Origin of the sequence: Corynebacterium sp. MC3, from assembly GCF_900099485.1 — a bacterium.
Lineage (GTDB): Bacteria > Actinomycetota > Actinomycetes > Mycobacteriales > Mycobacteriaceae > Corynebacterium > Corynebacterium pseudogenitalium.
The window spans coordinates 42101-57037 of record NZ_LT622809.1 but is presented as its reverse complement, the minus strand read 5'-3'; the positions used below and the strand labels follow the sequence as shown (position 1 = coordinate 57037).

The 14937-nt window shown below is 61.8% G+C and carries 14 protein-coding genes, 1 tRNA gene and 1 pseudogene; 5 read left to right on the top strand and 11 right to left on the bottom strand.

The genetic code is table 11. From position 1 onward, the window contains the following. Positions 1–137 precede the first annotated feature (137 nt). From BQ4436_RS00495 to gluQRS, 3 genes are all read right to left on the bottom strand, one after another. Entirely contained in the window at positions 138–1442 is a 1305-nt protein-coding gene (locus BQ4436_RS00495) for a YPDG domain-containing protein (RefSeq protein ID WP_070975142.1), read from the bottom strand. Further along, positions 1439–3706 (bottom strand): YPDG domain-containing protein, encoded by a 2268-nt coding sequence (locus BQ4436_RS00490; protein WP_143000738.1) that lies wholly within the window; start codon positions 3704–3706, stop codon positions 1439–1441. The genes BQ4436_RS00495 and BQ4436_RS00490 overlap by 4 nt, the downstream gene beginning before the upstream one ends. Positions 3707–3877: 171 nt before the next feature. Continuing rightward, on the bottom strand, positions 3878–4798 hold the full coding sequence (gluQRS, locus tag BQ4436_RS00485; protein WP_070975140.1) for a tRNA glutamyl-Q(34) synthetase GluQRS: 921 nt from the start codon (positions 4796–4798) through the stop codon (positions 3878–3880). Here gluQRS and BQ4436_RS00480 point away from each other — a divergent pair. Continuing rightward, positions 4797–5483, top strand: coding sequence for a queuosine precursor transporter (locus tag BQ4436_RS00480; RefSeq protein WP_070477264.1), 687 nt, complete (start codon positions 4797–4799; stop codon positions 5481–5483). The genes gluQRS and BQ4436_RS00480 overlap by 2 nt on opposite strands. Here the strand turns inward: BQ4436_RS00480 and BQ4436_RS11390 are convergent. From BQ4436_RS11390 to BQ4436_RS00465, 4 genes are all read right to left on the bottom strand, one after another. After that, complete coding sequence (locus BQ4436_RS11390) at positions 5480–5809, bottom strand: helix-turn-helix domain-containing protein (protein WP_168161602.1); 330 nt, start codon at positions 5807–5809, stop codon at positions 5480–5482. The two genes, BQ4436_RS00480 and BQ4436_RS11390, sit on opposite strands and share 4 nt — an antisense overlap. A gap of 60 nt (positions 5810–5869) precedes the next feature. Beyond that, positions 5870–6304, bottom strand: a complete 435-nt coding sequence (locus BQ4436_RS11805; protein ID WP_141742150.1) for a type II toxin-antitoxin system RelE/ParE family toxin — start codon at positions 6302–6304, stop codon at positions 5870–5872. A 69-nt stretch (positions 6305–6373) separates the two neighbouring features. Beyond that, positions 6374–7624, bottom strand: coding sequence for a tRNA guanosine(34) transglycosylase Tgt (gene tgt, locus BQ4436_RS00470; RefSeq protein ID WP_070477262.1), 1251 nt, complete (start codon positions 7622–7624; stop codon positions 6374–6376). Continuing rightward, positions 7621–10023, bottom strand: a complete 2403-nt coding sequence (locus tag BQ4436_RS00465; RefSeq protein WP_070975139.1) for an MMPL family transporter — start codon at positions 10021–10023, stop codon at positions 7621–7623. The genes tgt and BQ4436_RS00465 overlap by 4 nt, the downstream gene beginning before the upstream one ends. Before the next feature lie 471 nt (positions 10024–10494). On the opposite strand from BQ4436_RS00465, the gene BQ4436_RS00460 reads away from it, so the two are divergent. The 4 genes and pseudogenes from BQ4436_RS00460 to BQ4436_RS12340 form a co-directional block, all read left to right on the top strand. Then, the gene (locus BQ4436_RS00460) at positions 10495–11673 is read left to right on the top strand and encodes an IS256-like element IS1249 family transposase (protein ID WP_005323424.1); all 1179 of its coding nucleotides are present in this window, start codon (positions 10495–10497) and stop codon (positions 11671–11673) included. Positions 11674–11722: 49 nt separating this feature from the next. After that, on the top strand, positions 11723–11788 hold the full coding sequence (locus tag BQ4436_RS12590; RefSeq protein WP_071569110.1) for an erythromycin resistance leader peptide: 66 nt from the start codon (positions 11723–11725) through the stop codon (positions 11786–11788). Positions 11789–11887: 99 nt separating this feature from the next. Next, on the top strand, positions 11888–12742 hold the full coding sequence (gene erm / locus BQ4436_RS00455) for a 23S ribosomal RNA methyltransferase Erm (protein ID WP_005390949.1): 855 nt from the start codon (positions 11888–11890) through the stop codon (positions 12740–12742). 164 nt (positions 12743–12906) lie between these two features. Then, positions 12907–13324, top strand: a pseudogene (locus BQ4436_RS12340) (transposase family protein); the annotation flags it as partial. Between the two features lie 214 nt (positions 13325–13538). Here BQ4436_RS12340 and BQ4436_RS00450 read toward each other — a convergent pair. From BQ4436_RS00450 to BQ4436_RS00435, 4 genes are all read right to left on the bottom strand, one after another. Further along, positions 13539–13626 (bottom strand) — tRNA-Ser (locus BQ4436_RS00450). 49 nt (positions 13627–13675) lie between these two features. Then, positions 13676–13882 carry a CsbD family protein gene (locus tag BQ4436_RS00445; RefSeq protein ID WP_070363288.1) on the bottom strand — a complete coding sequence of 69 codons (207 nt, stop codon included), beginning with the start codon at positions 13880–13882 and terminating at the stop codon, positions 13676–13678. A gap of 90 nt (positions 13883–13972) precedes the next feature. Beyond that, complete coding sequence (locus tag BQ4436_RS00440; RefSeq protein WP_070975198.1) at positions 13973–14401, bottom strand: nucleoside deaminase; 429 nt, start codon at positions 14399–14401, stop codon at positions 13973–13975. Between the two features lie 41 nt (positions 14402–14442). After that, a complete protein-coding gene (locus BQ4436_RS00435) occupies positions 14443–14916 on the bottom strand; it encodes a tRNA adenosine deaminase-associated protein (protein ID WP_070975138.1) in 474 nt (157 codons plus the stop codon). Positions 14917–14937: the final 21 nt, after the last annotated feature.

Below are 14937 nucleotides of genomic sequence, written 5' to 3'. Positions count from 1 at the left end.
TGACATAAAGCGTTTGAAAAGTCGCCAAAGCATTTCCCCAGGTCGCGCCGACCGTATGAGGGAATTTGGTGCGCGGGTCCAGCATGCGCAAAACCCCGCGACCCAACTCGCAGGTCGCGGGGTTTTATACAGAGGAGCTACTTCTCCTTAGGGGTGGTCGGCTCAGCCGAGGTCGTGGGAGCTGCCGCCGTGGTGGTAGCAGTTGCCTTGGTCGATGGCTTCCGGCCGAGGAAGTCGCCGAGCGAGGAGCCCTCGTTGGAGCTCTGCTGGATCTTGTTGGCTGCGCCGTTCTCGCCTGGGGCACACAGGGAGAGCAGGCCGGCCAGGGCACCAATGCCGAGCGTGACCGCTGCGATGGCGCCGAGGGCTTCGGTGGCCTGCGGGCCGAACTTGGCGTTCAGGCGGGCGGCTTCAACGTCGAGCTGCTTCAGGAAGTCAGGTCGGTTGTCGCCGAAGTTGCCGAACGGGTTCGGGATGTTCATCTGCTCGGAGACACGGCGTGCGGAGGCGCTGATCTCTGGGCCCATTGCGGCGATGAGTGGCGCGCCGACGGCGACTGCCAACCCGAGCGGGATGAGCCACAGGAGTGGCCCGCCGTGGGAGGACATGTCGGCGAAGCAGCGCTGCAGGTCATCGGTCGAGCTCTTGCCTGGGGTCTTCGGCTGGTCTTGTTCGCCCTGGACAACGACGTGGACGGTGACGTCGCCCTCGCGGCCTGGGATCGTGATGTCGAAGCCCTTGGGGTCCGGGGTTCGCTCAGCTGGCGGGACGATGATGACCTTGTCGCCCTCGCGCTGAGCGGTCCAGCCGTCGGGGAGTTTGAGGTCGCCGATGTTGGCACCTGGCACGTGGACCTCAACGTGCGATGTGCCTGGTTTGACCTCAATGGTCGGAGGGGTGTTACCTGCGGAGGTTGACGGGCTATCACCAGTGACGGTAACGACGGCCGGGCGGGTGACGGTCTTGCCGTCCGGGTAGGTGACCTCTACTGGGACGACGACCTGCTCGCCTGGCTTGGCGTCGGCAGGTGGCGTGACGGAGACGGAGCCGCCGTCGTTGATGGTGACGCTCCAGCCTTCCGGCGCCTTCCAGCCGTCGACGATCTTGAAGGTCGCGCCGTCAGGCTGCGTGCTTGGCGGCACGACAACGGTGACGCCGCCCTTGGTACGGCCAGGGTTGTAGTCGACTGGTGGCTGGCCTTCGGGGGTGTCGGCGTCGTCAACAACCAGGATGGTTGCTGGGCGCGTTACCTTCTGGCCGCCTGGGTAGGTGATGTCGACTGGGACGACGGTGTAGTCGCCGGACTTGGCGTCGGCAGGTGGGGTGGCGGTGACGCTGCCGTCCTCACCGACGGTGACCTTCCAGCCCTTCGGCGCCTTGTATTCAGGCGAGATGACGAAGGTGGTGCCGCCCGGCGCGCGTGGCGTCGGGTTGACGGTCACGGTCTGGTTCGGCTTGGTCTGCTTCGGGGCGTAGTTCTGGTCGGGGCGGACGGGGTGGCCGGGTTCGGGTCGACGGGTGCGGCCGGGTCATCGATGACGGTCACGACGATTGGGCGCGTGATGCTGTTGCCGTTCGGGTCGGTGACCTGTACGTTAATCACGCCGAAGTCGCCTGGCTTGGCGTCGGCAGGCGGGGTGACGTGCGCGACACCGGTGTTTTCGTCGATGTTGATGGTCCAGCCTTCGGGGATGTCCTTCTGCTCGACAACGTAGGTGGAGCCCTCGGTGCCACCCTTCGGGGTGACAACTACGACGGTGCCCGGCTTGGTCGGCTTCGGTGGGAACTGGACGTCGTTGGTGCCCTTGGGGGCGTCGTCAACAACTACGACGACTGCTGGGCGGGTGATCGAGGAACCATCCGGGTAGGTGATCTGGACAGGCACGACAATGCGGTCGCCTGGCTTGGCATCGGCCGGCGGGGTCGCGGTGACGGAGCCGTCCTCACCGACGTTGACCTTCCAGCCCTTCGGTGCCTCGTAGGCGTCGTGGATGGTGAACGTGGTGCCCTTCGGCGCATCAGCGCTGAACTCTGGGGCGCCCACGGTGACCTCGACACCTGGGCGGGTGGTGTCCGCCAGGTAGTACGCGTCTGGGTTCTGTGCCTGCGGCGGCGCGCTGACGATGACGGTGCCCGGTACGACCTTGGTGGAGCCGTCTGGGAAGGTCACCTCGACGTTGATGGTCTTCGTTTCGCCGTCGCGGGCGTTCGCCGGCGGCGTTGCGGTGATCTCGCCGGTGCGCTTATCGACGCCCACCGTCCAATCACCGAGCTGCTGGTCAGGGGCGATCTTGAAGGTCGTGTCGGCCGGCAGCTCCTGGTCACGGACCTGCGGCAGCGTCACTGTGACGGATGGGCGGGTAATCACCACGTCGTAGCCAGGGGTGTGCTCCTGCGCCAGGGTCGTGTCAACGCCGACCACGGACTCCAGCACGTCGTGGGATCCGTCTGGGTAGGTGGCCTTGACCTGCACGGTCACGGTGTCTTCCAGGCGCGCGCTGATCGGCGCGGTGACCTTGAGCGCGTTGCTGCCCTCTTCCAGGGTGACGTCCCATGGGCGGGCCTCACTGCTTGGGGTAGCGCCGATGACCTCGAAGGTGGTGCCGTCAGGGTACTTCGGGCTGCCCGGCTTCAGCGCGACGGTTGCCGTCTTGCCCGGGGAGGTCTTCTCGTTGCCGTAGCTTGGGGCCCACTGCTGGGTCTTCAGCTGGAACGTTTCGCCGATCTTGGCGTTGTCCTTGTACTTCTGCAGGTTGAGCTGGTCGGAGCCGTCGCGCGGGGTGGCGTACACCTCAACCTGGAGCGCTTCAGGCTTGTCATTGTCGATTTCGCCGGTCCCGCCGACAGGCAGGGTGACATGCACGCGGCCATCCCTATCGACGCGCGCATTCGCGCCCTCGACAGCCTTACCGTTTCGCGTCACGACAGCAATCACGCGAGCGTAATCTTCCCCAGCACCGTTGGTGACCTGGATGTTCGTCGCAAACTCCTTGCCGTTCGCGGTGACAACCGGCACCTCGTCCTGAGCCGCCTGCAGCGGGAAGCACTGCGCGTTCTCTGCCGGGACCGGCAGCAGGTCAACCTCGGCGATGTTGCGGGCTTCGAAGCCCAGGCGGTTCGGGAAGTTCTCGTAGCCGTTGCCTACGCTTCGGGCGACCCACGCGAACGTGCGTGTCTCGCCTTCTTTGATGTCCTTCACGTCCTCGAGGGTGACCTTCGCGGACACCACCGGGGAGCCTTCCGAAAGGTGCAGCTCGACCGGCTCAACGTGCGCGGTGCCGGTGACCTTCAGGTCCATATTGGTGGTGCTATCCTCGCCGGAACGCACCGCTCCCGGGATAGTCTCCCCCGCCTGTACCGCTGAAAGGGTGAAGGTCTCCTCAAAATCGGAGATGCGGGTCTGGTTCATGCGCAGCTCGGAAATCATCGAGTCCACGGCGTGCTCGCCATCGCCGTGGAGGCTGACCCAGTAGTACACCTCGACCTGTCCCTGCTCGTTGACAACGGCGCGGGTGCCCGGTTCAAACGAGCCCTCGCTCGGAGTACTCACGCCGCCAATGTGCTGGTGCGGGAACAAGGTGTTCGCACTCAGCACGTCGTGGCATCGGTTCTCCTCGGCGCTCTGCGCGTCCACCTGTGGCACTACGAGCGCCGACGCCCCCAGCGCCAGCGCCACCACAGTGGCTGACATTCTCGGATTTCGCATGTTCTTGAACTCCCCTCAAAGGCAACTGTGTGTTATCTGTAGTTATCCATTCATCATGAACGGTTTTTAAGAAGTTTCAAGTACTTTTGACAGTTTATTTTCAGCGAACGCTAGGACCTGCACAGTTGTCGCCGAAGTCGTTCTCCAACATGCATGTAATTCGACCTGCGATTACCCCCGCGCGGGTGTATTTGTCCAGACGAATGGATCCCCGGAAAGCTTCTCAGGATCAAAGCGCGCGAGGATCTCCTGCACAGTCCCGGCACCCGCGCACCCGACCGATTCCGCCAGCGCCCGCACTACCCCGTCCGCCCCAACGCGCTGCGACATCTCCGCAAACGTCACCGCCCCGTCGCGCTTCGCCAGCCGCTTGCCCTCCGCGTTGAGCACCAGCGGCACGTGCACATACTCGGGTTCCTGCCCGCCCAACAAGTGCGTCATGTACGCCTGCGCGGGCGCCGACATCAACAAATCATCCCCACGAACCACCTGGTCAACCCCCTGGTCCACGTCGTCGACGACCACCGCCAAGTTATACGCCCAGTCCCCCGCCTGCGCCTGCGCATGGTTGCCACCGCGGCGCACCACCACATCATCGACAGGCCCGGTCACCTCGCCGGCAAAGAAGTCACGAACCGTCCACTCCCGCACATCGGCACGCAGGCGAAGGGCAGGCATACGGCCCTGCTGCGAAAGCTGGTGGCGTCGAAAAGCTCGGTGCTCCTCATCCAAATCCCTGCACGTGCCCGGGTACATCCCAGGCTGCGCATGCGGCGCACTCGCCGCCTCCCGAATCTCGCGGCGCGTGCAATAACACTCATACACCGGGAGCTGCGACAACGCCGCCTCATACAACGCCGAACGCTGCGACTGCCACACCACCGGCGGATCAAAATCAAGACCCAACGCCAACAAGTCCTCTATTTGACGACGCCCCGCCGCCTCCGACGAACGCTCCGAATCAACATCCTCCACCCGCAACCAAAAACGCCGCCCACTCTGTCGCGCAAACAGCCAGGCCAGCAGCGCCGTCCGCAGATTGCCAAAATGGAGATCCCCACTCGGAGAAGGTGCATACCGTCCAGCATTCATGTGTATAGGATATGTAGCCGTGACAAACCAAGAAACTTTTGCGCGATCGCTTTACCCTGTACTGGTATCTGTGTTCTGCGCCGTCTTCCTCATTTCCAACATCACAGCACAGAAGGGAGTCGCCCTCGGACCATTCATCACCGACGGCGCCTTTTTCCTCTTCCCACTTGCATACGTCCTCGGCGACGTGCTCGCCGAAGTCTACGGATTCAAAGCCGCCCGCCGGGCGATCTTCACCGGATTCGGCATCGCCATCCTGGCCGTCGTGTCCTTCTACATCGCCATCTGGCTCCCCGGCGCCGACTTCTACGACATGCAAGAACCCTTCTCGACGATCCTCGGCCTCATGCCGCGCATCGTCATGGCGTCCCTGGCCGGCTACATCGCAGGCCAGCTGCTCAACGCGTGGGTGTTGCAGAAAATGAAAGACCGGTTCGGACACGACCGCCTGTGGGCACGCCTCATCGGCTCCACCATCGTCGGCGAGTTCGCCGATACCCTCCTGTTCTGCGCCATCGCAGCGGCGGTCATCGGCATCGAAACGCCGGGTCAGTTCATCAACTACGTCGTCGTGGGCTTCCTATGGAAGACCCTGCTCGAAGTCGTCCTACTCCCGATCACGTACCCGACCATCGCGTGGGTACGCCGCCGCGAGCAGGAACTGCATGCGGAGCTGCGAAGCTAACGCCCAGAGCCAGCGCTAGGAGCTGGCTCGAACACCAATCTGAGATCAAGGGCCGCAAGCACTTTGAGCAAAGTGTCAACAGTCGGGTTACCAAGCCCGTTTTCAATGCGGCTCAACTCGGCTTGCTGGATCCCAGCGGAATCTGCAACCTCTTGCTGCGTTGCGTCACGTTCTTTCCTCGCTGCCATCAGGGCAGCACCCACTGCCCTTCGGTCTGCAATCTCGGAAGCAAACGCACGAGCAGCAGCATCTCGCACGATCTCAGCAGCTGGTGAAGCTGCTTCCCGATACGGTTTTACGAATTCTTCAAATGCTGTAGTCCCCATTCCCACACCTTTCATCTGCTGATTCAATACCCCTGATCTTATGTGTTACAGCACATAAGATCAAGAGGGTTGGTCACGCTTCCACTGCTCCAACGCAGCCCTTGCAGCTCGAATCTCCTTCTGTTCTTGCTTGCTACTTGGCGCACGCAGTTTGTTGTACCCACCCAGCAACAGAACGATCTTATCGCCGTGAAAAGTGCAGTAGACACGGATCAATACGCGTTTCTTCCACCAACGTTTTGGCACCCGATCAGCTGCTCCCGAGGGCCCATGCTCGCGAAGAATTGTGTCGATGCTTCTTCTTATTCGAAGTTCAAACAGCCCCCTACCAAGGCTTTTGCCCCATTCGCTTTCACAGATGCGAATCCCCAGCGGCGCTAAGACATACTGGACTGCTGCGTCCGTGACTGCTCGTTCCACTTCATCCAGGCGTTTGTAAAAACGATGAAAGTTTCCACCATCGAAAACCTCGACACGCCAAAGTTGATCAGACAATATACCCCCTTGTCCCCCGAAATGCGCTCTAGCTTAACGCCTATAAGAGCCTCTAGCCCCCAGAAACACCTACTTCCCCGCGTAGTACCTGCCCATAAACTCGTCGCGGAACGCCTCGTACTCCCCGGCATCGATGGCGTGGCGGATGTTGTCCACCAGGCGGATCATGAACTCCAGGTTGTGCATGGTGCACAGCGTCCCCGCCAAGAACTCCTTGGCCTTGAGCAGGTGGTGGATGTAGGCGCGCGAGTAGTTCTCGGAGACGTAGCCGCCGAACTCCTCGTCGACGCCGGAGAAGTCCCGCTTGAACCGGGCGTTCATCAGGTTCATGCGTCCGTCCAGCGTATAGACGCCACCGCGGCGACCAAGCCGCGTCGGCGCGACGCAGTCGAACGTGTCGGCGCCGGCTTCGACGGCGGTGAAGATGTCGTCCGGCTCGGAGATGCCCAGCAGGTGGCGCGGCTTGTCCACGGGCAGCTCGTCAGTGACCCAGCCGACGATGGTGCCGAGGTTTTCCTTCTCAAGGGCGCCGCCGATGCCGAACCCGCCGAAGCCGCGTCGGCCGGCCTCGCGCGCCTCCCGGTCGAGGTCGAGCAGTCCGCGGGTGGCGTGGCGTCGTAAATCTTCGTACTGGGCGCCCTGCACCACGCCCCACAGTGACTGCTTCGGGCGGTGCGTGCGCGCCTCGGTGAGGCGGTGGTGCTCGTCGAGGCAGCGCTTCGCCCAGCGGTGGGTGCGCTCCACGGAACGCTCCTGGTAGTCGCGGGTATCCACGAGGGTGGTGAGCTCGTCGAAGGCGAACATGATGTCGGCGCCGAGCTGGTGTTGGATCTGCATGCTCACCTCGGGGGTGAAGCGGTGCTTGGAACCGTCGATGACAGACTTGAAGTCGACGCCGTCTTCGTCGACCATCGCCATGCGCTTACGCTTCTCGGCCCGGATGTCTTTGTCGGTGAGCCCGGCGGTGTCCATGGCCAAGACCTTCTTGAAGCCGACGCCCAGGCTCATCACCTGGAAGCCACCCGAGTCCGTGTAGGTCGGGCCGTCCCAATTCTCGAAGGCGGCGACGCCCCCGGCCTCATCGACGATGTCGGGACCCGGCTGAAGGTACAGGTGGTAGGCGTTGGACAGGATCGCCTGCGCACCGGTCTGGTGGATCTGCTCCGGGGTGAGCGTCTTCACCGTGGCCTTCGTGGCCACCGGGATGAACGCGGGGGTCTGGATCGGGCCGTGCGGCGTATGGATCACACCCGTGCGCCCATGCTTACCCGGCGCGTCATACAGGGTGGTGTTCAGGTCGAAGGAAAGGTCGTCGGTCATGCGTGCTCCAGTGATTCGGGGTGGAATTCGGCTTCGAGTTCGGTGCCCTCCACGTCAACTTCCGGCAGCACCTTGTCCAGCCACTTCGGCATCCACCAGGTGGAACGGCCCAGGATGAACATCGTAGCGGGGACGAGCGCCATGCGGACGAAGAAGGCGTCGAAAAATACGGCGGCGCCGAGCGTAAAGCCAAAGATTTGGATGAATGGCAACGGCTGGTCGATGAACGCCACGAACACCGCAATCATGATGACTGCTGCGGCCGTGACCACGCGCGCGCCCTGCACGAAGCCCTCGACGGTGGACTCGCGCACCGCCTTGATTTCCGCCTCCGGGTCGCCGGCGCGGCGCAGCTTCAGGTAGCGCTCGCGGATGCGGGTGACCAGGAAGACCTGGTAGTCCATGGCCAGGCCAAACGTGACGCCGATCAGGAAGATCGGCATAAACGACAGGATTGGGCCGGGGGTGTTCACAAGTCCACCCCAGCCGAGCTGGAACAGGCCCACCGTCATACCGAACGCCGCACCGACCGACAGCAGGAAGCCAAGGCCCGCCACCACCGGCACCAGGATGGAGCGGAACACCAGGATCAGCAGGATGATCGCCAGCCCAACCACGATCGCGAGGTAGAGCGGCATCGCCGCCTCAAGCTCCTCCGTGATGTCCATCTGCACAGCGGTAAGGCCCGTCAGGCCTATCGACGTCCCCGTCGCATCCTCCACCTGGACATTGTTCGCGCGCAGCGCATGCGCCACCTCCAGCGTGTACTCCTCCTCCGGACCGCCCTTCGGGGTGGCCAGGATCCGGGCCGCCGTCAGGTCCTCGTTCGCGCCTACCAGCTGCGCGTGCTCGATCCCGTTGACGCTGTTGGCCTCCTGCACCGCATACATAAACGACGCCAGCGCCGCCTTCTGCGCGCGCCCGCCAGCCTCGTCCGGCATCATCGCCATGTACGGCTGCAGCATCTCCGCGTCCGGGTTGACGGAGGTGGCGTCGACAACCAGGAGGAACGGCGCGTTGACCCCCGGGCCGAAGCCCTCCGCCATCAGGTCCGCCGACTTGCGCTGCGTCGTGTCCAAGTTCGACGTCGTATCCGACGGCAACGCCATCTCCAGCTGCAGCAAGGGTGACGCCAGCGCACCCAGCCCCAGCACGACCACCGTCATCACCAGCACCGGGAACCTGCGCACCACGTTCACCCAGGACCGGCCCACCGACTTCGCCGACAAGTCGCGGCCAGGCCGCTTACCCGGGCCAGGGTTGCCCGCGAACCACGGCAACTTCCCACCAAAGGAACGCTCACCCCACACGCCCAACAGCGCCGGGAGCAGCGTCAACGCCACCAGCACCGCGATGAGCACCGTCAGCGCAGCCGCCAAGCCCATCCACGTCAAAAACTCAATCCCGGCCAGGGACAGCGCCACCAGCGCCGTGAACACCGTCGTCCCCGCGAACACCACCGAAGAACCGGCCGTGCCCACCGCCAGGCCCGCCGCCTCCGGCGCGTCCAGCGTCTGCCGCTCCTGCCTGTACCGCGACAGGATGAACAGCGCGTAGTCAATACCGACAGCCAGGCCGATCATCACCGCCAGCACCGGCGTGACCTCGTTGAGCTCCACCCAATGCGTCGTGATCAGCACCGCCAGCACACCAATGCCCACCCCCACAACAGCGCTCACAATCGGCATTGTCGACGCCACCAAGGACCCAAACGTCACAATCAGCACCACAAACGCCACCGCGAGCCCCACCATTTCCGACGTCGTCTTAATCTGGATCGGATCCCCGAACCCGGCACCACCGGCCTCAACCTGCAGGCCAGCCTCCCGGCCGATCTCCAGCGCCTCATTCACCACGGCGCGCTCTTCCTCCGACACCGACATCGAAGACTCCGCGCCAAACTCGAACGTGGTGTACCCAATCCGGCCATCGTCCGACACCATCCGCAGGTAGTACGCGTCCTGCTTCGCCTGCTCCTCAGGCAGGCCCATCTGCGTCATCTGCCCGACGATCATCTCCCCCAGCTCCCGGTTCACATTCACCGGGTTGCCAAACCTGTCCGTCCCCGTCAGCCCCTCCAGGTGCTCCTCGATGTAGCCGACCGTCGCGTCCATCCCCGCCATGAACTCCGGCTCATCTAATCGACGCCCCTCCGGCGCCGCAAACACCAAATTCACCCCGGGCGCCGTCGCCACGTTCCCTTCACCCGGGAAGTGCCGCTCCATGTCCTCGAGTGCTTCGATGCCGGGCGTCCCCGAGATCGGAAACTCCGACGTAAACGGCTTCATCAGCGAAAACGCCCCCGCCGCCGTGGCGCCGAGCAGCAACAGCCACGCCACGATCACCTTCCACTTATGCAGAAATGACCAGCGCCCAAGCCGAAACAGCATCTTCGCCACGGTGTTTACGTCCTCACTGTCGCTTCTCGATTGTTGGTGCCACCAAGCCGCGGCACGTTACCAGGCCATCTTATAGGCGAACCCTTGCTGGACTCGATTTCCCTTCATACCCAGGTCACCGGTTTGACCAAGCGAAAAAGTTGCCCGCCTTAGACAACCTGGGGAAACACACCGACCCCACCCCAAATCCGGGAATGTGGTGCACATACAAAGGAGCGAGTGCCAAAAGACGCAACGCAATAATTCTAGCCCTTTTTTGGCCTGCGGGAATACAAATGCTCGTTTTGCGAATTGCGTCCTTTGGCACTCGGGGTTAAGGGTCAAAAAGTGTGTCCGGAATCGCGGATTTTCACGGATTGACCTGTAGGTTTCCGGAAAGTATATGCTCCGGAAGCATATATCTAGCCCCCGACGGGAAATCCTCGGTGTGGCAGCCGTGATGTGCTATGCGCGGCGTGGTGTGGTGTCGCAATGTCGAAGAACCAACCACGCTGCCACTGCGGCGGTGAAATGAAACGCAACGGCACCACCAGCAAAGGCACCACCAGATGGCGCTGCAAACAATGCGGCGCCTCCAGCGTCAAACGTCGAAACGACATCACCAACGCGGCAGTGTTCACCCAGTTCATCGAGCATTGCACCACCGCAATATCACTCGACGACCTAGCCAAACGAAACGGTGTTAGCCGCGCCACCATGAAGCGGCGCTTCAAGTGGTGCTGGCTCGTTGATGTGCCTGACCCCACCGCCGGCCACCACAAGCGGATCTACGACCAGGTATTTCTCGATGGCACCTACACCGCCGGTGGCTGCCTGATCGTCGCGGCGACCATCGACCACGTGATCGCCTGGCACTGGTGCAAACACGAAACCACCCGCGACTACCAACTGCTGCTTGAACGCATCGAAGCCCCACTCATCGCCGTCATCGACGGCGGCCAAGGCGCATACAGCGCAATCAAAAAGTGCTGGCCGACTACGAAAATTCAACGCTGCCTCGTCCACGCCCAACGCGTGGTCCGCCGCTACACCACCACCAACCCACGCACCGATGCCGGGCGCACCATCTACCGACTTGCGCTGAAACTGACCCGGATCACCACACTGGATGAAGCCGCCGCGTGGGGTGTGCAACTACACGAGTTTTCAACGATCTACCGGGAATGGATGAACGAGAAAACCATGATCAAAGACCCCAAAACAGGTGCATGGACCCGCGTGTGGACCCACCACAACGTGCGCAAGGCCTACAACAGCCTCAACCATCTTTGGCGGTCCGAGATGCTGTTTGTCTACCTCAACCCGCCAGCAGGAGTCCTTGCGCCCGAGCGGATCAAATCCACCACCAACAGCTTAGAAGGCGGCATCAACGCCCAGCTCAAACTGCTCGCCAGAACCCACCGCGGCAGATCAGGCGAACGACAACGCCGCATGCTGGATTGGTGGCTCTACTTAAAAACGGAACTGCCTGACGATCCAGTACGAATCGCCAGGCAGTCCGACTGGGGCCAGGGCCAACTCGCCAAAGTATCCACCCTGACCCAAACCGAGAACCAAGCCGACCACGAAACAGGACGCCCAGCCCTCTACGACAACGCTATCGACACCGACTACACCCACTCAATCGGCATTCAAAAAGGCCAAATCTAACCCCCGCGACACGCCGAGCCAGACACACATTTTGACCCTTAACCCTTTAATGGATATAATTAGACCCATGTTGATTTCAGGTACCGCTTTCTTGCGGTTGCGCACCAACCGCTAAGGCGGTTTCCTACCCCGTAGGTTAAAAACCGCTCCGGTCCTTTAGCCGGGCGGCTATTTGTCATGCCCGGCTCCCTTTCAAATCCAAGGAGCACACCTGATGTCTGCATACGGACACGGCCGTCACGAGCATGGCCAAAATTTTCTCACCAACCACAAGATCATCAACTCCATCATCGACCTTGTGAAACAAACCTCCGGCCCCATCATTGAGATCGGACCAGGAAGCGGTGCCCTCACTCACCCGATGGCCCACTTGGGGAGGGCGATAACGGCAGTTGAAGTGGACGCAAAACTAGCTGCCAAAATCACACAAGAAACCTCCTCGGCGGCGGTCGAAGTGGTCCATGATGATTTCCTTAACTTCCGGTTACCCGCCACTCCCTGCGTCATTGTGGGAAACATTCCCTTTCACCTCACCACTGCCATTCTTCGAAAGTTGCTGCATGCGCCAGCATGGACTGACGCTGTACTCCTCATGCAGTGGGAAGTCGCTCGCCGCCGGGCCGGGGTAGGCGCAAGCACGATGATGACGGCTCAGTGGTCCCCATGGTTCACATTTCACCTGGGTTCTCGGGTACCAAGGACTGCTTTCCGGCCACAGCCAAACGTTGACGGGGGGATCTTAGTGATCCGCCGGGTGGGTGACCCGAAGATTCCGATAGAGCAGCGCAAAGCCTTTCAGGCGATGGTGCACACCGTTTTCACTGCCCGGGGACGCGGGATAGGGGAAATTCTCCGAAGGGCAGGGTTGTTTTCATCACGTTCAGAAACACAATCATGGTTGCGCTCGCGAGGAATCGACCCCGCGACCCTACCTCCCAGATTGCACACCAACGACTGGATCGATCTCTTCCAGGTGACTGGTTCCTCTCTACCTCACCATCGACCCATTTCACCATCGGGAAGTAGTCAACGACCTCCTCAACGGAAAAACCGAAGCCGGCGGCGTTAATCCCCACCAAAACCGAAATCCACCAGTAGTACTAAAAGGGCTCTTCCGGTTTTAGAGTGCATTGATTAGTTCGCCGGGGGTTCGGGCGTGGCACAAGATATTGGGGTCCTTGGCTTTGTAGGAAAAAGGTATCTAATCCATCCGTACAAAACTAAGGACCTACTGTGCAGCCTAACGGAAATGTCATCGTCGATACCATCTGCCGCACCGCAAAACTAGGAACTACTATCACCGGTGCCACAGAAAACGGTGACGTCACTGTTATTGAAGCCGAACCCGTCGAGCCGATCAATGAATGCCCTACCTGCGGGCAGCCTGGAGTATTCCGCGACCACGTCATCCGCAGCCTGGTCGATCTGCCCATCGTCGGCCACCCAACAACTTCATGTGCGCCTTCCACGCTACCGGTGCACCAACAAGCGTTGCTTGCAGAAGATCTTCCGTGCTGGCCTTGCCTGCGCGCCCGACAATTCAAAGACCACGGACCAGGTGACCCACTGGATCCTGCAACGACTCTGCCTAAATCGGATGAGCGTTGCCGCTGCACCCAAGTCATTAGGCCTGGGGTGGGATATGAAGTGTCCCAGGTTTTGTTCCGTTTGATGAAACCCGTTTTTGAAACAACGTACGGAGCACAACGCACGCCGATGCCAAAGCTTCCGCAACATCGACTACCTCATCAAACCCACGACAGTGGGATTCACACCCTCAATCCCCACGCGTGCACTCGCGCACTCGGGCCCCCCAAAACCAAAACAACGCACCCCAGGCGAACCCAGAGTGCGTTGTTTTTAATTGGCGGTAGCGGCGGGATTTGAACCCGCGGAGGTTTTACCCTCACTCGCTTTCGAGGCGAGTACCTTCGGCCGCTCGGACACGCTACCGCAAACCAGAGTAACGGTTATTGCCCGAGCAACCAAATCAAGGCGTGGACTAGTCGTTCAGCTTGTCCTCGACCTTGGCGGCAACTTCGTTTGCCTTGTCCTTGACGGAGTCGGCTGCCTCGTTGACCTTGTCCTTTGCGTCGCCAATGAGCTGGTTTGCCTTGCCTTCGTTCTCGAGGGACTTGTCGTCGGAAAGCTTGCCAGCTGCTTCCTTAGCGGTGCCCTTCAGCTTGTCTGCTGCTCCTTCAAAAGCCATGAGATTGCTCCTTTTCGTTTCGTATTTAAGCTAACGGTTCCCCATGGTAGCCACTTTGGCAGGACGGCGCTGTAACAATTCGGTTAAGTATTAGCGCAGGCCCCGGAAAAAGTCGGCGAGGAGGGCGGCGTTTTCGGGCTCCATGATCCCGCCGCGGACTTGGATCTGGTGGAGGTGGTGAGGGTCGCGGAGGGCGTCAAACAGGGAGCCAACGGCGCCGGTTTTGGGCTCGAAGGCGCCGAAGATGAGCGAGTCGATGCGGGCGCCGAGCAGGGCCCCGGCACACATGGTGCAGGGTTCCAAGGTGACGACGAGCTCGCAACCGTCAAGGCGCCAGGTCCCGAGGGTGCGCGCGGCGTCCCGGATCGCTTCAACCTCGGCGTGGGCGGTGGGGTCTTGGCGTTGTTCGCGCCGGTTGACGCCGCGGCCAATCACCTCGCCGTCAGCGTCGAAGACGAGGGCGCCGACGGGCACGTCGCCGGGCGGGGTCGTTGCCGCGAGGTCGAGCGCTTGTTGCATGCGGGCGGTGGCGCGCCGCTGCCAGCTTGCGAAGGCCAACGTTACCGCAGTGCCTCGTGGAGCTCGTCGGCGAAGCCGAGGGCGTCGGCGATGTCGTCGATGAGGTCGGCGGGTTCTTCGTCGGCGTCGAGGAGCAGGCTGAGGCGTTCTTCGGTGAGGCCGAGGTCGGCGAGGATGTCGAAGTCGCCGTCGGCCCAGCTGTCGGTGTCGTCGAGGTCGATGTCGGGGATGTCGCAGCCGGCTTCTTCGAGGGCGTCGGCGGCGTAGTCGTCGTCGACGGCGATGGGGGCGTCGCTAAGGAGGATGCGTGCCCTGTTTGGGCCTGGGCGCAGCACCACAACGTACTCATTTTCGACGTTGAGCAGCGCAAACGCCGGGCCTTCGCTGCGGAGGCGGCGTACTGCGGCGATGGTGTCTTCCAGCGAGTCGAAGCTGTCGTTGTAGCGGTGCACGGACCATGCGCCGTCGTGCTGGGCGACTGTCACTGCGTACCCGTCTGGAAATTCCTGTGCCATGTCTCACGACATTAGCCTGCA